Raw genomic sequence first — 19,031 nt, forward strand, 5'->3', positions numbered from 1 at the left:
GGCAGCTTCTTTTTATACCTTATAAATTAATAGAGCTCTTAACAAATGTCCCTACATACTCCGACTGTGGACGGTAAATCGTATTGTCTTCCGCCTGCTCCAGCACATGTGCCGTCCAGCCAACAACTCGGCTTGCGGTGAAGGTTGGCGTGAACAGTGAAGATTCTAGCTGGACCGCCTTCATGATCGCCGCAGCGTAAAACTCGACGTTCGTATACAGTGACCGGCCAGGCTTGAATTCTGCAAGCAGCTCAACGGCTTTTTCCTCAACGATTAAGGCAAGGTCAAGCCATTCGTCATTGCCGACCAACTCTCGCAGCTTATCCTTCAGAGCAAGTGAACGCGGATCATGCGTCTTGTAAACACGGTGTCCGAATCCCATTAATTTCTCGCCATTTTGCAGTTTACGTCTGATCACACCTTCAACTGTTCCTTCAGCCGAAATGTTCTCTAACAAATCAATAACACCAGAAGGAGCACCGCCGTGCAGCGGCCCTTTCATTGTTCCGACCGCAGAAGTGACGGCGGACACCATATCCGATTCAGTCGAAGCGGTTACTCTCGCGGAAAAGGTAGACGCGTTCATTCCGTGCTCGAGCGTCAGAATCATGTATGTTTCAAGTGCTTCAACGTGCGCTCTTGTTGGCTTTTCACCTTTTAACATGTAAAGATAATTCTCTACATGATCAAAAGACTCAACGGGTTCGCTGTAACGTTTTCCTTCAAGCATGCTGTTGCGGTAAGCGATGATCGAAGGGAGAAGGGCGGTCAGCCGGATCGCTTGAGAAACGTCAGGTTTCCAGCTGTAAGCAGCTGAGCCTTCTGCTGAAACCGCAGTCCGGATCACGCTCATCATGTCCATACTAGGCGGCAGCTGGTCGATGATTGTTTTCATAGAGCCACTGAGCTGCCGGTTATTTTTCAGTTCTGTTTTTAGCTGCTGAAGCTGTGTTTCGTCTGGTAAAACGCCATACCACAGCAAGTAGGCTGCTTCCTCAAAGCAACATTTTTCTGTGATGTCTGCAATTTCATACCCTCTGTATACGAGTCTGCCTTCGTTGCCGTCAATATGGCTGATCGATGTTTCTGCAGCCACTATTCCTTTCAGACCTTTCGCAATCATGACATTCACCTCTTTTATTATTTAATATCAGTGTATACAATCAATGTGATAAATAAAATTAAATATATTTAAAGAGATTGATTACATTTAATAATCAGGAGGGTGCGATGGAATTCACATGGCTGAAAACATTCATAACAGCGGCAGAATCCGGAAATTTCAGAAGAACAGCGGAAGAACTTCACATCTCGCAGCCTGCCGTCACCGTCCACATCAAGCAGCTGGAGAAAGCAACAGGGGTAAAATTGTTTCATCGCGACGGCCGACGCATTAAGCTGACGGAAGAAGGCAAGCGTTATAGCGAGCATGCTAGAGCGTTGCTGGAACTCTATCAAAAAGGATTGGAAGATTTAAACTCGTTAAGACAAGGCTATGTTTCCAAACTATTAATCGGCATCTCGCCGTTAATCGCAGATACGATTTTGCCGTACGTTCTGAAAAGTTATATTAAAAAGAATCCAGAAGTCGAGATATCGGTGAAAATTATTGATTCCGCTGATATAGAGAGAGCGGTGCTGACTGATGAGGTAGACCTTGGATTGTCCTGTCTGCGCAGTACGAATCCTGAGTTAGCTTGCGAACTGCTGTACAACGATAAAGTCGTATTCGTCGCCCCTCATGACGGCAGAGATGCAGAAACCGCGCCGCCGCTCGACGAAAAAGAAATACTAGAATATAACACACTCCTCACACATAACCACCCAGGATATTGGGATGAACTGTGCCGTGCGATAAAAAACACGTATCCAGGAACGAGAATGATGAAAGTTTCGCAGACTCATATCACGAAACGGTTCATCGCCGAAGGGTTGGGTGTATCGTTTCTGCCACTGTCGACGGTGAGAAGAGAACTTCTTGAAGGACGCTTGCTCGAAGTGGACTGCTATTCTCTTAAACTGCCAGAAGCAAACACCTATGCGGTCACGAAATACAGCCATTCCAAGCAGAGAGAGTTCATTAAGTATATATCCGGATATCGATTTTAACTAATGGAAACAGGAGAAAGGAGAATAACATGAAAATTTTGGATAAGAATCACATTTCAAAGGAGAAAATCTCTGAATTCTTTGCTGAACACTGGGGAAGCTCGCAGATGGTTGTTTCAACAGGCGTATATGAGTGCAGTCTGCTGGATGGCTTTGTTGTTACAAGCGAGTGCGGCGTAATAAAAGGCTTGATTACGTTTCAGATTGACAGAAGCATCTGTGAGATTATTTCATTAGACAGCATAGAGGAAGGGAGAGGAATTGGAACGGCATTGTTAAAGCAAACAGAAAAAAAGGCTGCTGTTAACCACTGTAAAACCATGAAGCTCATAACCACGAATGATAATGTAGAAGCGTTGCGTTTTTACCAAAAGAGAGGGTATATTCTATCCAAATTGCTTCCCAACGCGGTGGAGAAGGCAAGGGTGCTGAAGCCATCGATTCCCCACATTGGAAATCACGGCATACCGCTGCGTGATGAAATCGAGTTAAGGAAACAGCTGTAAACAAAGCTGTCCATGGCAGCTTTGTTTACAGTTTAAGAGACAGGCACGATTACGCGAAGGTGCTGTTTTAAGTTTTCCACAGAGATTGGAAGGCTGTCACCTTCATCACCGTCAATGTTCGGAATCATGTCTTTTGAAGAAGAAAGAATGAGCGAAGAGGTCTGAACATATTCGACCTGTTTCTTGTTCTTTAAATCTCCCTTGAAAAGAGAAGGAAGCAGTGAGGCAAATTCTAGAAGTGAGACGTCTTTAATGATGAACACGTGAAGCTTTCCGTCGTTCACTTTGGCGTCTGGTGAGAGTGATTCGAATCCGCCTATTGAGTTCGTTAGTGCGATAAGCACGATCAGAGCCTCTCCGCGGAACTCGCCGCCGTCAGATTTGAGAACAAGGTCGAACGGCTGCTTTTCTTTGATCGTTTTCACACCTTCAATAAAATAAGCGAGAGGTCCAAGCTTCGTTTTTTGCTCTGGTGAAACAGCGAATGTGGCTTCTGCCAGTGCACCGACCGCCACGACGTTCATAAAATAACGGCTGTTAATCTTACCAATGTCTACCGCTTTTGTATCAAAGTGTTTGAGCAAAGTGATGGCTTCCTCGGGTTTAAGCGGAATGTTCAGCGCACGTGCAAAATCATTCACTGTTCCGAGCGGAATCAGCCCGAAAATCGGCTGATGAGACTGTTCGGCCAGTCCGTTGACCGTTTCGTTCATCGTCCCGTCGCCGCCCATCGCCACAACACAGTCAAACGTTTCGGCACACGCTTCCTTAGCAAATCGGGTAGCGCAGCCTTCTTTTTGTGTTTCTCGTATAGAGACGTCATACCCACTCTCCTGCAGTGCCGAGACAGCTTTTTCCGCATAAACGTGTGCTTCTTCTTTACCAGCTGAAGGGTTGACGATCAGCATCGCTTTTTTCATATAAGTCGTCCTCTCTCAAAAAACGTTCTTCTCTCCTTATTCCACTTTTTATGAGAAAGCAACCATGAAGAAAAAAGAAAAACCAGAGAAAATGTTCTCTGGTCTGTTTAAGCGGCTTTCGTCTGCGGCAGCAGTCGTGCTTTTGCGAGACGAGAACGGACGGTGATGCCTATCCAGCTTGCCAAGAAGGCTTTGATCAGCCCGACAATGATAAAAGGATAAACTCCGGCAGCCATCGCCTGGCCCCAGCTTAAATCCAGCACATATTTCAACTGAATCACACCGATTAACAATGTAATTATCATACCCACTGTGTTGCCAATCATGGCGTTCTTAAGCGTAAACGACGTCTTTTCAAGAATTAGTCCAGTAAAATAAGCTGCAAATATAAAACCAATGATATACCCGCCTGTCGGTCCGACAATAACGCTTAATCCGCCTTTCGCCTCTGCGAAAACAGGAGCACCGGCTGCACCGACGGCCATATAGCCAATCATCGCAAGTGCGCCGTATCGGCTTCCAAGAATAGTAGCGGTGAGACCGACTGCAAGTGTCTGTCCAGAGATGGGAACGAGCGGCAGTGGAATCTCCACCTGCGCAAGAATGGCAGTGATCGCCACAAACAAAGAGCAAATAATGGTCATACGTAAACGTGCTGAAGAACTCATTTTGTTTCTTCCTTTCTTTTTAATGTTAACTAGTTATAAATATAAGTTAACATTTATTGAGAAAGGAGAAAAGATTTTTTTGTCCTCCTCATTTGTTTGATAGACAACCTCATTCACAAACAAAGCACCCTCCATCATTTAGGAAGGTGCTTTTTATCATCTATATTAATCTTTCTTTTCCATCGCAGCTTTCAATGCATCAGCCAAACTGCTGCCGCCAAAGCCGCTGTCATCATTATTATTATTCGCGGTGTATTTTTTCATTAATTGGCGTTCTTCACGTTTGGAGACAGTCTTTTTCTTGTCGGCCGCTTTATCAACCACGTTGCACGGTCGGCACTGGAAATACGTGCCGGCTTTGCCGTTGTGAATCTCCATCTTCTTGTGGCACTGTGGGCAGCGGCGGTTGGACAGCTTCGGGTCCTTGCGTCTGCGGTAGCCGCATTCAGCACTCGAACAGACTAAGGATTTGCCGTCACGGCCTTTGACTTCCTTCATGAGCTCGCCGCATTCCGGACACTTCGAGCCTGTCAGGTTGTGGGCGCGGTACGTCTGTTCACTTGTTTTGATTTCCATCACAAGCTGCTTCGTTTGAGCACGGATGCTGCTTAAGAATTCCTTCGGGTTGCCTTTTCCGCGTGAGATCTCCTCAAGCTGCTGCTCCCATTTCGCTGTTAGTTCAGGCGACTTTAGGTCATTGTTGACGAGCTCGATCAGCTGCTTGCCTTTTGGCGTCGGGAACAGCTTGCCGTTTTGGCGGTCAATCGACTCAGAACCGAGCAGTTTCTCGATAATATCCGCGCGTGTTGCCGGTGTGCCGAGGCTGTATTTTTCCATGCGTGATAAAAGGTCCGCTTCTGTCAGGCGGGAAGGTGCTTCTGTCAGCTTTTTCTGCAGATTCACGGATTTGACCGAAAGCTCCTGGCCGACGCGCAGCTGAGCTAAATGTTGAGAACTTGAAGCATTCTCATCACGGCCATCGAGCACCTTAAACCCAGCGTCAAGAACAGCCGTCTCACGCGCACCGAACGTTTCGCCAGCCACGTCGATCACCGCCGATATGGTTTCATAGCGGTAAGCCGGATAGAAGAGAGCAAGGAACCGGCGGACGATTAAATCGTACAGCTTGCGCTCGTCGTTATCCAGGTCGCCAAGGAACAATGGTTCGTCTGTCGGAATGATTGCATGGTGATCGGTCACCTTTGAGTCGTTGAACACTTTTTTCGCCACAACCGCGCCTTTGCTTTTTAACCCTGGCTTCACTTCATCGCGATAGCCGCTCGAGATCGCCTGCAACCGGTCAAGCATCGTGCTTTCCATGTCCTTCGTCAGATAGCGGGAATCTGTCCGCGGGTACGTGACAAGCTTGTATTGCTCATACAGCTTTTGCAGAACAGATGACGTTTTTTTCGCTGAAAACCCGAAACGGCGGTTCGCATCGCGCTGCAGGTCGGTCAAATCATACGGCAGGGGATGTGCTTCAGTCTTCTCCTTTTTATCAAGCGACTTCACGACGCCTTTGCTGCCTCTTACTTTTGCGGCTGTCTCTTCTGCGGTGTTACCGTCAAACTGGCGCTTCTCACCGCTCTTTTCCCACGACGCATCGAGCATGCCTATACTCGCGTTGATTGTCCAATATTCTTTCGGCTGGAATGCAGCAATTTCTCGCTCTCGCTCTAAGATCATCGCCAGTGTCGGTGTCTGAACACGTCCAGCAGATAAAGGATCATTAAAGCGCGTTGTCAGGGCGCGGGTCACGTTTAATCCGATCAGCCAGTCGGCTTCTGCTCGGCAAAGTGCAGACTGATACAGGTTGTCGTATTCAGCTGATGGCTTTAAGTTTTTAAAGCCGTCCCGTATCGCTTTATCTGTGATAGAAGAGATCCACAGGCGTTTAACGGGTTTTTGCCATCTTACTTTTTCCAATATCCAGCGTGCGACGAGCTCCCCTTCGCGCCCAGCATCGGTTGCGATGATGAATTCGTCCACATCCTTGCGTTTGGCCAGGCTCTCAATGGCACGAAGCTGGTGGCTTACCTGGCGGATAGGCTTTAATCCCATCTGCTTCGGGATGATCGGTAAATCCTCCAATCGCCATTGCTGATAGTTTTTATCGTAATCCTCGGGCATTTTTAGCTCTACTAAGTGCCCGAGCGCCCATGTGACGATATGCTTCGGTCCTTCTATAAAGCTTTTATTTTTCTGGCTGGCACCGAGCACACGCGCCAAATCGCGGGCCACACTCGGTTTCTCAGCTAATATGAGTTGTTTCATGATCATTCTCCTCTCAAAAACCATCCACACAACAGTATAGCGCAAATATACGGTAAAATTACAGAAGGATAGCCACCCGTTGTGGCGAATGTAAGGAAACAGCAGAAGGAGGAAGACAGATGTTTACATACCGTATTGATGAAGACGTATCGTTAAGGTTAATGACAGAAGAGGACGCAAGTGAATTGTACAGCCTGATCGATTCGTCGCGACCTTATTTAAGGGAATGGCTCGGCTGGGTGGATTATTCCACAAGCGTGCAGGAATCGCGCGATTTTATTAAAGCCGGCCGAAAAAATTACGCCGAGGACGTCTCTATGACAGCGGCTATTATTTATAAAGGCAAGATCGCAGGAGTGGCCGGATTTCAAAATATTTCATGGCTGAACCATACTGTATCGATCGGTTATTGGCTTGGAGAAGGCTTCCAGGGCAAGGGGCTCGTAACAAAAGCAGTCGAAGCACTCGTCACCCACGCGTTTAACGGCATGAAGCTGAACAGAGTGGAGATACGAGCAGCTGTTGAAAATGCAAAAAGCCGAGCCGTCCCCGAACGCTTAGGATTTACAGAAGAAGGGCGCATCCGCCAGTCTGAGTTTTTATACGATCATTATGTGGATCACATCGTGTACGGAATGCTCGCAGATGAGTGGCAAAAGCGGCGTGAAAACCTCGCCGCAGTTGTGGTAGAATAGATGATGGAAAATTGGCGTGAGAGCCAAATTTATACTCAAGGAGTCGAGTTATGGAAAAAGTATTGATTTTCGGACATAAAAACCCTGATACAGATACAATCTGCTCTGCCATCGCGTATGCAGATCTTAAAAGAGAACTAGGCATCGATGCTGAGCCTGTGCGCCTTGGTGAAGTGAGCGGCGAGACACAGTTCGCGCTGGATACATTTAAGACAGACAAGCCGCGTCTTGTTGAGACAGTTTCGAATGAAGTGAGTCACGTCATTCTTGTCGACCATAACGAGCGCCAGCAAAGCGCGAGCGACATCGACAAGGTGCGCGTGCTTGAAGTCATCGACCACCACCGCATCGCAAACTTTGAGACGAGCGATCCGTTGTACTACCGTGCAGAGCCGGTTGGCTGCACAGCAACGATCTTGCTGAAGATCTATAAAGAAAAAGGGATTCAAGTGAAAAAGGAAATCGCCGGTCTTATGCTGTCAGCGATCATCTCTGACTCTCTTCTTTTTAAATCGCCGACGTGTACGGACGAAGATGTACAAGCAGCCCGCGAACTTGCTGAAATCGCTGGTGTTGACGCAGAAAGCTATGGCCTTGAAATGCTGAAAGCTGGAGCGGACTTGAGCGGCAAGTCAGTAGAAGAACTGATCTCGCTTGACGCAAAAGAGTTTAACGTTGGCAGCACAAAGGTAGAAATTGCACAAGTGAACGCAGTGGACGTGAACGACATCCTCTCGCGCCAGAGCGACTTGGAAAGCAGCATTAATAAAGTGGTAGAAGAAAAGGGATTAGATTTGTTCCTTTTTGTTGTCACAGACATCCTGAACAGTGATTCTGTCGGCCTTGCACTTGGTGCAAAAGCAGACGCTGTAGAAAAAGCATACGATGTAAAGCTTGAAAACAACACAGCACTTCTAAAAGGCGTTGTGTCCCGCAAAAAGCAGATCGTGCCTGTATTGACAGATGTTCTAATTAAATGATGTTGAGAAAACCGCCTTTGGGCGGTTTTTTCTTATTTATAGCTGATTCTCATAATCCTGAGCACATTCGTTTACAATAGGTACGGACATGCAGTAAGGTCGTCAGTAATCTTTCTTGTTAAGGAGTGAGAAGCAAATGAACACGGATTTTTCAAACATCTATATTAACGGTGAATGGAAAAAGGGAAGCAGCGACCGGCAAATGGTCAATACAAACCCTTTCTCTGGAGAAGAGCTTGTCAAAACACAAGCTGGATCGAAAGAAGATTTGGATGAAGCGTATCGTGCAGCGAAAGCAGCTCAGACGGAGTGGGCGAAGGAACTTCCGCAAAATAAACGTGCTGTGATTGAAAAAGCGATTGCTGTCATCCAAGATAATGAGAAATTAATACTGGATTGGATCATACAAGAATCAGGCAGCACATACATGAAGGCTGTTTCGGAACTGCGTGCTTCACTTAACATTATGAAAGAGGCGGCCTCGTTTCCATATCGTATGGAAGGGAAGATTATGCCGTCGCAAACAGCCGGAAAAGAAAACCGGGTCTATCGCAATCCGCTCGGTGTGATCGGCATCGTCAGTCCGTGGAACTTTCCTTTCCACTTGACCGTCCGTTCCATCGCGCCGGCTCTGGCTACAGGAAATGCCGTCGTAATCAAGCCGGCAACTGATACACCGGTGACAGGGGGACTTTTGTTCGCGAGTATTTTTGAAGCAGCAGGTCTGCCAAAAGGCTTGCTGAACGTGGTTGTTGGCAAAGGATCTGAAATCGGCGATGAGATGGTTTCACATCCGATTCCCCGCCTCATATCATTTACAGGATCAACCGAAGTGGGCCGCCATATCGGGGAGATCGCCGGCAAGGGATTGAAGAAAACCGCACTCGAGCTTGGCGGGAACAATGTCTTTATCGCGTTAAAAGATGCGAACGTCGAACAAGCCGTAGACTCTGCGCTTTTCGGAAAGTATTATCATCAAGGTCAAATTTGCATGGCCATCAACCGTATTTTCGTTCATCAAGACAAATACGATGAGTTCGTGGAGTTGTTTGTGAAACGTACTGAACAATTGAAATACGGCAATCCGGCAGAAAAAGATACACACGTAGGACCGCTCATTAATAAAGATCAAGTGAACCGCATTTTAAAAGATATTGAAGAAAGTGTGGGACACGGAGCAACTGTCCGTATGGGTGGAAAAGCAGAAGGAAACGTACTTCAGCCAACGGTTCTGACAGGTGTGACAAATGAAATGCCGCTTGCCAAGAACGAAATCTTCGGGCCTGTGGCGATACTTATTCCGTTTAGCACTGATGAAGAAGTGATCGAGCTTGCGAACGCTTATCCGTTCGGTCTAAGCGGTGCTGTTCATTCGAGCGATATTCAGCATGCAACGGCAGTAGCGCAGGAAATCCATACGGGTATGATACACGTCAACGATCAATCCGTGAACGAAGAACCACACATGCCGTTTGGCGGAGAAAAAGAATCCGGGCTCGGGCGCTTTAACGGTGAGTGGGTGCTAGAAGAGTTCACCACATTAAAGTGGCTGTCCGTTCAGCATACACCAAGAAACTACGGACCATTTATCAACGATTTAAAATAGATAGAAATAGAAAAAGACGCCCCTCGGGGCGTCTTTTGTGCGTTTGCGGCGAGAGACAGCACTCCACATAGTGCCTTGCCTAAAAAGGCGCGTCAATCTCGTCTTATGCAATTAGCTCATCGCTAGAACAGTATATCACTGTTTATGTCAAAAGTGAAGCGAACAAGTACTGCCTGTCATACTTATAGTTGTTGACTTTCATGTTGTCGCTCTTTATAATACTGAATAATTTTGCCAAATGGTATAATTGATTCGTTAAAAAGCGAATCAAAGGGTGGTTATTGTGAATTTAAATAAATGGCTCCAAAAATCAGTAAAAGTGACCTACTCACCATTTCGTGAACTTATTTGCAGTCTGCATGTCTTAAGCTATCCCGATCACCACACAGCACGTCTAGATTGGAGCAGGAATATGCTGCAAGCCATGTCACCACGGTTAAAAGAACAATTGCAGCGATGGGGGGAAAATTCAAATCAATGGTTTTATCTATTAGATTATGTAGATGTCGTTCAGCTTGAAGAAAGCTTTGTTGAAGAAGCGATCGACCAGCTAAGGTATGTAAACACTGATGATTTCAGAAATTGTATGCTTGGTGCCAAGATTGAAGATCCGCTTGAAACGCTCACTGATTTGGAACAATCGATTATGACGGATGCGGAACGGCTGCAGAAAGAGCTCTCAGATTTGCTGTTTGAATACCATCAACACCATTTCTCGAGAGAACTCTACCGAATTGAACCATGGCTTATTAAAGCAAAGCACGAGCTCCTGGCGGATATGGAAGCAGGTTCATTATCTGCACTCCAAAGCATCCATCCCCGTTTTGAGCTGAACGAGAAAGAACTGGTCTTTTATAAATCGCAAACGTGGAGATTTCCGTACAGTGAACTAAATTCGATCACGATTTACCCGTCAACATTTATTGCACCGCACCTTTTAGTAGGAATTGATTCGCCGGATATAGCGGTCTATCAGCATGTCGATATACCAGGGATTGTCGAGCAAACATTAGGTGTGCCGGAGGACTTATTGCGGATGACGAAAGCGCTGGCAGATAAGAACCGGCTGCAGCTGCTGCAAATGCTGCTTTACCATCCATACTGCACACAGCAGCTAGAGGATATCACCGGGCTCGCGAAAGCAACGATTTCAAAGCATCTCAAGATCCTAAGTGAAGCACGCTTCGTTTACACCGAAAGAAGAGGGCATTATGTGTTTTATCACATCAACAAACATCAGATCGAAATGATCAAGGTAGATCTCGACCAATTCTTTGATCAGCCGATGATGGTAAAAAAGGGGGATTACTAATGTGGCTGCCTTTTAGTGCTACATTTCAACGCAACTTTATCGTTATGAAGAGAGCTTATCCGTGGTCGTTTTTCATCGGGCACATCTTAAGCGGTGCTTATATCGTCTTTTTTGCGTATTTAAGCTATACCTTCGTGTTTAAGAAAGACATGGATTCACGTTTTACAGCGTATGCCGGAACAAATGATTATTTATCTTATGTGATCCTTGGGGGCATCTTTTTTTCCTTTGCGGTTTCAATGCTCATGATTGTAAGCCGGTCCATCATTTCAGAACTCCGAGAAGGAACGTTGGAGGCGCTGCTCTTAACACCTTCATCGCGAAAGGGCTATTTTCTAGGAACGATGTCACAAGGGCTGACGCGGGCGGGTATCGAGCTGCTGTCCATCTTGGTGATTGGATTCTTTTTTGGGTTGCAGATGGCGATTCAGGATCCTATCGCCGTTATACTATTATTCATCATTCTTCTGTTCTCATTGTTCAGCCAGGCGCTCGTTCTTGGAGCCTTTATGCTTTATTTCCGCGATACATATATTACGCAAAATACTTTGTTTGTCATTATGGGACTTGTATGCGGAATAACCTTTCCGGCCGCGTACCTTCCCAATTCAGTGGAATGGCTGTCCTATTGCATGCCACTAACCTTTGGCATCGACGCTTTCCGGATGGTGTTGATTGAAGGAGAAACGCTAGCCAGCGTTCAGTCACAGCTATTGTACATGACGGCCGAGGGCATTCTTTATTTGGTGATGGGATCATTCGCCATTAAACGAATGGAATCCGTTGTACTTGAAAAACATTTTGGTTAAGGGGGAGTTACGATGATTGAGGCATTCAATGTATCCAAGCACTATACGTTAAAAGAAAAGAAAAGCTGGTTTCGTTATGAAACGAAGACATTAGAAGCAGTCAAAGAACTGAATCTTAGGATAGATAAAGGGGAAATTATCGGTCTTTTAGGGCTGAATGGCGCGGGAAAAACGACTACGATAAAAATGCTGTCCACCTTGCTCAAACCAACATCAGGAATGATCATTGTCGATGGTGTGGATATTGAAAGCAATCCGATGGAGGTCAAAAAGAAAGTCAACATGATCGCAGGGGGCGAGCGCATGCTGTATTGGAGATTAACGGGATTTGAGAATTTGATGTACTTCGGAAAGCTGTATGGCTTGACTGGGGTTATGCTAAAGAATCGTTGTGAAAATTTGCTAGAAAACATGGGGCTTGCCGATGCGGCTCACATTCCTGTCGAGCGCTATTCAAAAGGGATGAAGCAGCGCCTGCAGATCGCGAGAGGATTGATTAACGATCCCTCTTACTTGTTCCTAGATGAACCCACATTGGGACTTGATGCTCCGGTTGCAAAACATTTGCGAAAATCGGTTAAAGAATTGGCGCATCAACAAGGAAAAGGAATCCTCCTGACCTCACACTATCTAGAAGAAGTCGAAGAACTCTGCGACAAAGTGTACATCATTGACCAAGGCCGCTTGGTGCTTGAGGATACGCCTAGGAAAATCGTTGAGACGTTTGTAAAAGAATTTCGGGTAACAGTGGAAGTCCAGAATGCCAGCATCGCACAAATGGAGTTTGTCCAGCGGCGAATGCAAGACAAAGGAGCATCGTTCGTGAGTACAGAAGCTGCCGGAGGGTATGTATTTGAGGTCATTTCACCATTTGATGCTACTCCGCTTGCTGCATCTGCCTGCTTTGAAATGGGTCTTGAAGTACAACGATTAGAAACAAAGAAACCGAGGCTGGAGGATGCGATCATTCAAATGTCAGAGGGACTGTCGGCATGAAGATAGCAGGAATTATCTTGGCTGAAATCGGTAAAAGCCACCGTCACAATTTTCATAATCGAATGGTGTATTTTTCACTTTTAATCTGGCCGGCGCTGCTGTTTGTGACAGCTTATTATTCGTTTAAACCGTTTAACCTCGGATCATCAAGCCCTGTTTTTGACCATATTCAAACGGACAGCTTAATCTTATTTCTTTTAACAGGCTATCTAGGGTACATCTTTTTTTGGAGTCTTGTACAGTCGGCATGGCAAATGGCATACGAACGGCAGTCAGGTACGCTTGAAATTGTATTTTTGAGTCCTGTTTCAAGATACACGTTAATGTTCGGTCGTGCAGCAGGAAACCTCATCGAAGCGGTCTGGATGTTTACCGCATTCGCGGTTATAGCCATGGCCAGTGTTGCTGGAATTGAATCAGTCGCATGGTGGAACGTTCCGTTAGCCTTTTTCATTCTCGCTTTTTCGGCTATGATCTGGGGAGGCTTTTTAAACATCGTCTTTCTGTTCTCAAGAGATGCGGGAATTCTTTTTACTGTACTCGAAGAACCGATGCAATTCTTTTCAGGTGTAAGAATTCCTATCCTTGCCCTGCCATTATGGGGAAAAACGATCGCCTATCTGTTTCCACTGACGTATGTGCTCGAGATCATGAGAGCATTATTGTTAGAAGGAGCAAGTATGGCAGACCTGGGTACATCGCTCGGGCTTTTAGGAGCGGTCCTATTGGTGCTGTGTTCAGCGTCGTTCTTCATTTTGAGAAAAGCGGAGCAGCACGCTAGAACGACGGGAAATATGGTGTTGTTTTAATAGATTGCAAGACACTTTTCTTGATGTGGGAAAGTGTTTTTCTTTTTTATGAAAAAAGGAATTTCATAAGGATTAAGGAATTGTAATATAGTGGAAATTAAAAAGGTAGAGGTATGTTGATGGAATGAACGAAGGTTTGCCGGTTCTAGCTTAACATTTCATTAAAGTAAAGGTGGTAGAGAAATGATTTACGAGGTTACGTTTCAAGTGTGTGTTTCGGATTTTAATAAGGGCGTAGACTGGTATAAAGCATTGCTTCAACGAGAACCTGATTTCAAGGCGCATGAGGGGTTTGTGGAGTGGGAACTGCTGCTGGGAGCATGGCTGCAGGTTGCAGAAGGGACACCGGTTAAAGGGAACGGTCCTTTCCGTTTAGGCGTTTCGAGCATTGAAGAGGAACGGTACCGTATCTGCCGCGACCTTAATGTGGCAGAGTTTGATATTTTTTCTCGTGATGAGGTACCGGTCATGTGGGCAACTTTCACCGATCCGTGGGGCAACCGCATCGGTCTGTTCGAGTATCTCGACAAGAAAGAGATGCAGAAAAAGATTGGCCAAGTCAGCAGCGATTCTAGAAGTTTTGTTTAATGTTCATCTCCGTCACAAGACTACACTTGGAAGGAAAAAGAATGCTGCCGCTGTTCGTTTTTCATACCATCCGATCCATTATACAAGCGAAAAAAGCGAAAGGGATTCTGCATTCCTCTTATATTAGCGAAGGTTGGATTACTTACTGGACACTGACCGTTTGGGAAAGCGAGCAGCATATGAAGGAGTATCGGAACAAAGGGAGTCATCGCTCTGCGATGAAAAATTCGCGTAGGATTGCGGATGAGTTAGAGAAAGTGAACTATGTTGGATTGGACTTTCCGAGCTGGGAGACAGCGAAAAAAATAGTAAATGAGAGATATGGAAGGCAAGACGTCAACTAAGCGAGTGTTCTGAGTTCGTGCGTTCGAGGATGAGGGGGAGATTTATTGTTATTTTTAGTGATCAGTATACTTATATTATTTGGAGTAGGGTTGATTTTTAAAAGAGCAGGTATAGTAAGGCCCTATTCAAAAACATTGTTCATAGCTATTGCTATTGCTTTCCTGTCCGTGCTTGCTCTGTCACAAAATTACACCCAAAGCCTTATTCCAGAAGCCAATGATGGAATAGGAATTTCAAATTTTTTGGCATATTGGATTATTGGTGAGGCAAAATGGACACACGTTTTGTTTAAAACTTTCTACGACCAGTCCACCTATGTCGCTTTCTTCTTGGTCATTCTATACCCTATCGTTCTTGTGACGGAAACCAAATCAAAAAAGAAGATGCTTCATTAGAAAAAGGACCTGCTCTATAGGTCCTTTTTCTGTTGCTCATAGCAACTCTCAGAAACGCTGTAAAATCTCAAAGAGTTTTTATAGATTAATGAGTAGACGGATTCAATTGTGAGTTGCTTCACTTCAGCAATCGCTGATAGTGATTGATGAATCATGATTGAATGTGTCATTTGACCGGTAAACGGTCCCTCAAACGGCCATGGGCCATCTGTTTCTACCATCAGCTGCTGTATGGGATAAGATGCTGCTAGTTTTTGAATCTCCCTTTCATACAGGACATCTGGTGTGATGGAAACGTAATAGCCATTTCGAGCCATGCGTTCTGTTGTTACCGGGTCTCCTTTAAACCAGTGAAAATGAGCACGCGATATATTGTGTTTTTCGAGCAAATCACACACGAATGGAGCATCATCGTATACGGCATGCAGTACGATGGGCTTGTCCCACAACACCGCCGCTTTAATAAATTCCTCAAGAATCTCTGCATAGTGATCCCGATTCAGCTGTGGATTCTTTTGCCTAAGATAATAAGGAAGACCGACCTCGCCGACTGCCGTCATATCATCAAGGTGTCGGTGCATCCAATTTAGCAAATCCGCCATTTCCGAATCGGATGGCAGCGTCTGCTCGGGATGATAACCGAATGCACATTTCACAAGCGGAGAATACTTATGAGAAAGCTCCAGATTTCTTTTACACGAAGCAAGATTAAAGGACACCGAGATCATACCTTTCAGAGTAACTAAATCACGGCTGAAAAATTGGTGCAGTTCTTCATCGCTATATTGATCCAGATGAATGTGTGCATCAAAAATTGGAATCATGATTGTACCGCCAATCCCTGCTTCAGTGTGTAATAGATATCCTTTTTCACTTCTAAGAACTCTCGCGTGAGCAATATGTCTTCATTCCGAGGGCGAGGGAATGGGACGGTAAACTCTTTCACAATATGCGCAGGTTTTTGTGACAACACCACAATCCGGTCTGACAAAAACAGTGCCTCATCGATGTTATGAGTCACGAACAGAATGGTCTTTTGATGCTCCTGCCAGATGGAAAGGAGCCATTTTTGCATGTCTAAACGAGTCAGTTCATCGAGTGCTGAAAACGGTTCGTCAAGACAGATAACAGATTGCGGGCTGAGTAATGCGCGGATAAACGCGGCACGCTGCTTCATTCCGCCCGAAAGCTCGTGCGGATACGCTTTTTCATAATCACCGAGACCCGCTTTTTGCAGCATCATTCTGGCATACTCTGAATCTGCTATACCTGATAATTCTTGACCAAGCAGCACGTTGTCCAGAATGGTCCTCCACGGGAGAAGAGAAGGTGACTGGGGCATATAGCTAATATGACCTCGTTCACCAGTAATCTCATGGTTATTAAGCGAAATGTGTCCGTTATCCGGATGCAGCAGACCGCCGATTAAATGGAACAAAGTACTCTTGCCGCTGCCGGAAGGTCCGAGTATGGTGACAAACTCCCCATTGCTAACCTGCAGATCCACAGAATGAAGAATCTGCTTTTTACCGAACGAAACGGACACATTCCGAATTTTAAGCTGTGCCATTATCCCAGCTCCTTTCTCTGATGTGCAACCATTCTGCGTTCCAAGAGGACGATGATAAAAAAGAACAGCAAGCTAAGCATCATGATAGAAAATATCGCAACAAAGACGCGGTCGGTACGGAACGATGAGGAAGCGAGTGTCATGTACACACCGATTCCTCGCTCTGAGCCTAGCCATTCTGAAATCACGGCACCCATCACACTGTAGGTTGCCGCGATCTTTAATCCGGAGAAAATGGAAGGCAGGGAATGCGGCATTTCCAGCTTCCAAAACATCTGGCTTTTGGACGCACCACACATCGTAAAATAGTGCACCAGTTCTCTATCTGTCTGCTTGAATCCGTCTAGTGCTGCAATGGTTACGGGAAAAAAGCATACAAGTGTGATAACGATAATCTTAGGCAGCAGTCCGAATCCGAACCATATGACCAGCAGGGGGGCGAGCACAATGACGGGCACGTTCTGCGATAAGATGATGAAAGGATAAAGCGGCTGCCTTAAGGCGGGAACACGGTGAAGCAGGATGGCAGCGAGAAGTCCTGCCGTCGTACCTGTCAGAAATCCGACAAATGACAGTGAGGCTGTGGACAGCACGTGTACATAAAATCTGCTCCAATCTTCCAGTCCAGCTGAGAAAATTTTGAGCGGAGAGGGCAGGAGCCACGCAGGCACCTGAGTCCAGCGGCCAACAGCATCCCATACTATCAGAATGAAAAAGAGGAGCCAAAGTGCGCTCCATCTTTTTTTCATCGGTACTTCTCCGTAAGCACATCCATCGTGATGCCTTCTGGCTGATACAGCACCTTGATCTGTGAGATAACGTTCGGGCTACCGATCTCAATCATGCGCTCGTTCATTTTCTGAATGACCGCAAAAAGCTCTGTCAGGTCGCCTTCCATTGTCGTTTCAAGCGGATGAACCTCATATTTCACGCCGCTTTCATCAATGATTTTGATTGCTTCATCCACATAAGGGATGACATTTTCGCCATTCTTTGTTTTCGGGATGATCTGAATGCTGACTAATGAATTGCTCATCACAAGTGTCCTCCTTATTCCGGCAAATAGTCGTTCGTGAACGCTTTTTTCGCATCCAGCTTCTTTTCTAACAGCTTATGGTCGTACATCCAGTCGCTGTAGTTTTTCCAGACAGACAGCTTCTGCTCGCCCCAACGGTCGGCATCATCCTTGTATTTCGGAGAAAGCCACTGCTGAGATTTTTTCACCAGCTTCGAATTAAGGTCTGGCACTTCTTTTATTAAAATGTCAGCTGCTGCATCAGGCTTCTCAATCGCAAACTCATACCCTTTTGCCGCACCTTTCAAAAATGCTTTTACGGTTTCCGGATCTTTCGCGATCATCTTTTCATTGGTCGCGAGCACAGGTGTGTAATAGTCTAGCTTTTTGCTGTAGTCGGTGAGGTACTGCATGTTCAGCTTTTCACCGCGAAGCTCGGCTTCAATTCCAGTCCAGCCGTAAAAAATCCACGCGAAGTCAATGTCACGCTTCACAGCCGTGAAGAAATCGCTGTCTCCCATGTTTACGATTTTCAGCTTCTCTACATCAGCGTTTTCTTTATCCATTAGCGAAGAGAGTATCTGTTTCTCTACCGGAGAGCCCCAGCCGCCGTATGTTTTTCCTTCATAATCTTTTGGTGACGAGATGTTCTTGGCAACAGGCGAGGCGAAGCCGGACGTGTTATGCTGAATAACCGCTGCTATTGAGACAATCGGAACGTCCTGAATACGAGCCTGTGTGATTCCCTCCTGATAGCTCACGCCAAAATCAGCTTTTCCGGACGCAACAAGCTGATCGGCCCCGGCATCACCAGGCATGATAATGTCGACATCAAGTCCTTGTTCTTTAAAATAGCCTTTTTCCTTTGCCACATAAAGGCCTGTGTGGTTCGTGTTTGGCGTCCAATCTAAGACAACCTTCACTTTTTTCAGTTTGTCAGCTGTTTTCTCGCCGTCAGACGATGTGCCGCAGCCGGCGAGCAAAACGACGACGCTTAAAGCAGCGAGCCATTTCTTCATGTTGTTTCCCCCTTCAATTTACAAGACAACAAAAAAAGCACCCAGAGTTGATACCTCGGGTGCATACGGTTATATCGTAAGTTTACTAGTTTTCGTATGTTCCCTCCGCTGGTATCAACCAGATCAGGTTCAAAGGGTCAACGCTTCTACGAGCGAAATCTCAACCGGCAACACCGGTCCCCCCACATGCCTTGCTATTCATTTTTTTTGATAACGCGTTCATTATAGCACACCAGCCGGGGTACGGTACTACTTTTTACTGGTTGATCTTCTTTTAATAACAGTATTCGGGTCGATAGTGGAGGTATTCAGGTCAAAATCAGGATAATCGGGTCGTTCAGCAGATTTTACGGGTCTAAAATTTGCGGGTCTCACCTCACGAATTACTAAAAGGCATTTTAACAAAAGCATAGAA

At 45.8% G+C, this 19,031-nt stretch carries 21 protein-coding genes and 1 riboswitch; of the genes, 12 read left to right on the forward strand and 9 right to left on the reverse strand.

Going from position 1 to position 19,031, the window contains the following annotated elements; translation table 11 throughout:
• Positions 1-19: 19 nt before the first annotated feature.
• Entirely contained in the window at positions 20-1,123 is a 1,104-nt protein-coding gene (locus ACFQPF_RS01025) for a citrate synthase/methylcitrate synthase (RefSeq protein WP_379745181.1), read from the reverse strand.
• Positions 1,124-1,230: 107 nt separating this feature from the next.
• On the opposite strand from ACFQPF_RS01025, the gene ACFQPF_RS01030 reads away from it, so the two are divergent.
• Positions 1,231-2,109, forward strand: a complete 879-nt coding sequence (locus ACFQPF_RS01030) for a LysR family transcriptional regulator (protein ID WP_379745184.1) — start codon at positions 1,231-1,233, stop codon at positions 2,107-2,109.
• Between the two features lie 29 nt (positions 2,110-2,138).
• On the forward strand, positions 2,139-2,615 hold the full coding sequence (locus ACFQPF_RS01035) for a GNAT family N-acetyltransferase (RefSeq protein WP_379745187.1): 477 nt from the start codon (positions 2,139-2,141) through the stop codon (positions 2,613-2,615).
• Between the two features lie 32 nt (positions 2,616-2,647).
• Here ACFQPF_RS01035 and ACFQPF_RS01040 read toward each other — a convergent pair whose 3' ends face one another.
• The 3 genes from ACFQPF_RS01040 to ACFQPF_RS01050 all read right to left on the reverse strand — a co-directional run bounded on the left by ACFQPF_RS01040 (position 2,648) and on the right by ACFQPF_RS01050 (position 6,477).
• Positions 2,648-3,535 (reverse strand): diacylglycerol/lipid kinase family protein, encoded by an 888-nt coding sequence (locus ACFQPF_RS01040; RefSeq protein ID WP_379745190.1) that lies wholly within the window; start codon positions 3,533-3,535, stop codon positions 2,648-2,650.
• A gap of 107 nt (positions 3,536-3,642) precedes the next feature.
• Positions 3,643-4,203 (reverse strand): biotin transporter BioY, encoded by a 561-nt coding sequence (locus tag ACFQPF_RS01045; protein ID WP_379745193.1) that lies wholly within the window; start codon positions 4,201-4,203, stop codon positions 3,643-3,645.
• A gap of 165 nt (positions 4,204-4,368) precedes the next feature.
• Positions 4,369-6,477, reverse strand: coding sequence for a DNA topoisomerase III (locus ACFQPF_RS01050; RefSeq protein ID WP_379745196.1), 2,109 nt, complete (start codon positions 6,475-6,477; stop codon positions 4,369-4,371).
• 119 nt (positions 6,478-6,596) lie between these two features.
• On the opposite strand from ACFQPF_RS01050, the gene ACFQPF_RS01055 reads away from it, so the two are divergent.
• From ACFQPF_RS01055 to ACFQPF_RS01100, 10 genes are all read left to right on the forward strand, one after another.
• Positions 6,597-7,172, forward strand: a complete 576-nt coding sequence (locus ACFQPF_RS01055; RefSeq protein ID WP_379745199.1) for a GNAT family N-acetyltransferase — start codon at positions 6,597-6,599, stop codon at positions 7,170-7,172.
• A gap of 50 nt (positions 7,173-7,222) precedes the next feature.
• Positions 7,223-8,152, forward strand: a complete 930-nt coding sequence (locus ACFQPF_RS01060) for a manganese-dependent inorganic pyrophosphatase (protein WP_379745202.1) — start codon at positions 7,223-7,225, stop codon at positions 8,150-8,152.
• Positions 8,153-8,288: 136 nt separating this feature from the next.
• Entirely contained in the window at positions 8,289-9,758 is a 1,470-nt protein-coding gene (locus tag ACFQPF_RS01065; protein WP_379745205.1) for an aldehyde dehydrogenase family protein, read from the forward strand.
• A 283-nt stretch (positions 9,759-10,041) separates the two neighbouring features.
• A complete protein-coding gene (locus ACFQPF_RS01070; RefSeq protein ID WP_379745208.1) occupies positions 10,042-11,070 on the forward strand; it encodes an ArsR/SmtB family transcription factor in 1,029 nt (342 codons plus the stop codon).
• Positions 11,070-11,879 (forward strand): ABC transporter permease, encoded by an 810-nt coding sequence (locus ACFQPF_RS01075; RefSeq protein WP_379745211.1) that lies wholly within the window; start codon positions 11,070-11,072, stop codon positions 11,877-11,879. The genes ACFQPF_RS01070 and ACFQPF_RS01075 overlap by 1 nt, the downstream gene beginning before the upstream one ends.
• 12 nt (positions 11,880-11,891) lie before the next feature.
• Complete coding sequence (locus ACFQPF_RS01080; RefSeq protein WP_379745215.1) at positions 11,892-12,875, forward strand: ABC transporter ATP-binding protein; 984 nt, start codon at positions 11,892-11,894, stop codon at positions 12,873-12,875.
• Entirely contained in the window at positions 12,872-13,684 is an 813-nt protein-coding gene (locus ACFQPF_RS01085; protein WP_379745218.1) for an ABC transporter permease, read from the forward strand. Before ACFQPF_RS01080 ends, ACFQPF_RS01085 begins: the two co-directional genes overlap by 4 nt.
• 183 nt (positions 13,685-13,867) lie before the next feature.
• A complete protein-coding gene (locus ACFQPF_RS01090; RefSeq protein ID WP_379745221.1) occupies positions 13,868-14,272 on the forward strand; it encodes a VOC family protein in 405 nt (134 codons plus the stop codon).
• A gap of 41 nt (positions 14,273-14,313) precedes the next feature.
• Positions 14,314-14,616, forward strand: coding sequence for a hypothetical protein (locus ACFQPF_RS01095; protein WP_379745224.1), 303 nt, complete (start codon positions 14,314-14,316; stop codon positions 14,614-14,616).
• A 45-nt stretch (positions 14,617-14,661) separates the two neighbouring features.
• Positions 14,662-15,012, forward strand: coding sequence for a hypothetical protein (locus tag ACFQPF_RS01100; RefSeq protein WP_379745227.1), 351 nt, complete (start codon positions 14,662-14,664; stop codon positions 15,010-15,012).
• A gap of 14 nt (positions 15,013-15,026) precedes the next feature.
• Here the strand turns inward: ACFQPF_RS01100 and ACFQPF_RS01105 are convergent, their stop codons facing one another.
• From ACFQPF_RS01105 to ACFQPF_RS01125, 5 genes are read right to left on the reverse strand one after another with little or no spacing between them, the layout of a single operon-like run.
• Positions 15,027-15,836, reverse strand: coding sequence for a TatD family hydrolase (locus ACFQPF_RS01105; protein WP_379745230.1), 810 nt, complete (start codon positions 15,834-15,836; stop codon positions 15,027-15,029).
• The gene (locus ACFQPF_RS01110) at positions 15,833-16,582 is read right to left on the reverse strand and encodes an ABC transporter ATP-binding protein (RefSeq protein ID WP_379745233.1); all 750 of its coding nucleotides are present in this window, start codon (positions 16,580-16,582) and stop codon (positions 15,833-15,835) included. Before ACFQPF_RS01110 ends, ACFQPF_RS01105 begins: the two co-directional genes overlap by 4 nt.
• Positions 16,582-17,331, reverse strand: a complete 750-nt coding sequence (locus ACFQPF_RS01115; protein WP_379745236.1) for an ABC transporter permease — start codon at positions 17,329-17,331, stop codon at positions 16,582-16,584. The genes ACFQPF_RS01110 and ACFQPF_RS01115 overlap by 1 nt, the downstream gene beginning before the upstream one ends.
• On the reverse strand, positions 17,328-17,618 hold the full coding sequence (locus tag ACFQPF_RS01120) for an MTH1187 family thiamine-binding protein (RefSeq protein ID WP_379745239.1): 291 nt from the start codon (positions 17,616-17,618) through the stop codon (positions 17,328-17,330). Before ACFQPF_RS01120 ends, ACFQPF_RS01115 begins: the two co-directional genes overlap by 4 nt.
• 14 nt (positions 17,619-17,632) lie before the next feature.
• Positions 17,633-18,616, reverse strand: coding sequence for an ABC transporter substrate-binding protein (locus ACFQPF_RS01125; RefSeq protein ID WP_379745242.1), 984 nt, complete (start codon positions 18,614-18,616; stop codon positions 17,633-17,635).
• A gap of 83 nt (positions 18,617-18,699) precedes the next feature.
• A riboswitch (TPP riboswitch) is annotated at positions 18,700-18,810 on the reverse strand.
• Positions 18,811-19,031 lie beyond the last annotated feature (221 nt).

The organism is Fictibacillus iocasae (genome assembly GCF_042665465.1).
GTDB classification, from domain to species: domain Bacteria; phylum Bacillota; class Bacilli; order Bacillales; family Fictibacillaceae; genus Fictibacillus; species Fictibacillus iocasae.

Excerpts from the sequence above, each read along its gene's own strand:
- ACFQPF_RS01090 (WP_379745221.1), top strand. The coding sequence starts at position 13,868 with ATGATTTACGAGGTTACGTTTCAAGTGTGTGTTTCGGATTTTAATAAG.
- ACFQPF_RS01110 (WP_379745233.1), bottom strand. The coding sequence starts at position 16,582 with ATGGCACAGCTTAAAATTCGGAATGTGTCCGTTTCGTTCGGTAAAAAG.
- ACFQPF_RS01085 (WP_379745218.1), top strand. The coding sequence starts at position 12,872 with ATGAAGATAGCAGGAATTATCTTGGCTGAAATCGGTAAAAGCCACCGT.
- ACFQPF_RS01040 (WP_379745190.1), bottom strand. The coding sequence starts at position 3,535 with ATGAAAAAAGCGATGCTGATCGTCAACCCTTCAGCTGGTAAAGAAGAA.
- ACFQPF_RS01075 (WP_379745211.1), top strand. The coding sequence starts at position 11,070 with ATGTGGCTGCCTTTTAGTGCTACATTTCAACGCAACTTTATCGTTATG.
- ACFQPF_RS01025 (WP_379745181.1), bottom strand. The coding sequence starts at position 1,123 with ATGATTGCGAAAGGTCTGAAAGGAATAGTGGCTGCAGAAACATCGATC.
- ACFQPF_RS01065 (WP_379745205.1), top strand. The coding sequence starts at position 8,289 with ATGAACACGGATTTTTCAAACATCTATATTAACGGTGAATGGAAAAAG.
- ACFQPF_RS01030 (WP_379745184.1), top strand. The coding sequence starts at position 1,231 with ATGGAATTCACATGGCTGAAAACATTCATAACAGCGGCAGAATCCGGA.
- ACFQPF_RS01050 (WP_379745196.1), bottom strand. The coding sequence starts at position 6,477 with ATGAAACAACTCATATTAGCTGAGAAACCGAGTGTGGCCCGCGATTTG.
- ACFQPF_RS01105 (WP_379745230.1), bottom strand. The coding sequence starts at position 15,836 with ATGATTCCAATTTTTGATGCACACATTCATCTGGATCAATATAGCGAT.
- ACFQPF_RS01125 (WP_379745242.1), bottom strand. The coding sequence starts at position 18,616 with ATGAAGAAATGGCTCGCTGCTTTAAGCGTCGTCGTTTTGCTCGCCGGC.
- ACFQPF_RS01115 (WP_379745236.1), bottom strand. The coding sequence starts at position 17,331 with ATGAAAAAAAGATGGAGCGCACTTTGGCTCCTCTTTTTCATTCTGATA.
- ACFQPF_RS01080 (WP_379745215.1), top strand. The coding sequence starts at position 11,892 with ATGATTGAGGCATTCAATGTATCCAAGCACTATACGTTAAAAGAAAAG.
- ACFQPF_RS01120 (WP_379745239.1), bottom strand. The coding sequence starts at position 17,618 with ATGAGCAATTCATTAGTCAGCATTCAGATCATCCCGAAAACAAAGAAT.
- ACFQPF_RS01055 (WP_379745199.1), top strand. The coding sequence starts at position 6,597 with ATGTTTACATACCGTATTGATGAAGACGTATCGTTAAGGTTAATGACA.
- ACFQPF_RS01035 (WP_379745187.1), top strand. The coding sequence starts at position 2,139 with ATGAAAATTTTGGATAAGAATCACATTTCAAAGGAGAAAATCTCTGAA.
- ACFQPF_RS01045 (WP_379745193.1), bottom strand. The coding sequence starts at position 4,203 with ATGAGTTCTTCAGCACGTTTACGTATGACCATTATTTGCTCTTTGTTT.
- ACFQPF_RS01060 (WP_379745202.1), top strand. The coding sequence starts at position 7,223 with ATGGAAAAAGTATTGATTTTCGGACATAAAAACCCTGATACAGATACA.
- ACFQPF_RS01095 (WP_379745224.1), top strand. The coding sequence starts at position 14,314 with ATGCTGCCGCTGTTCGTTTTTCATACCATCCGATCCATTATACAAGCG.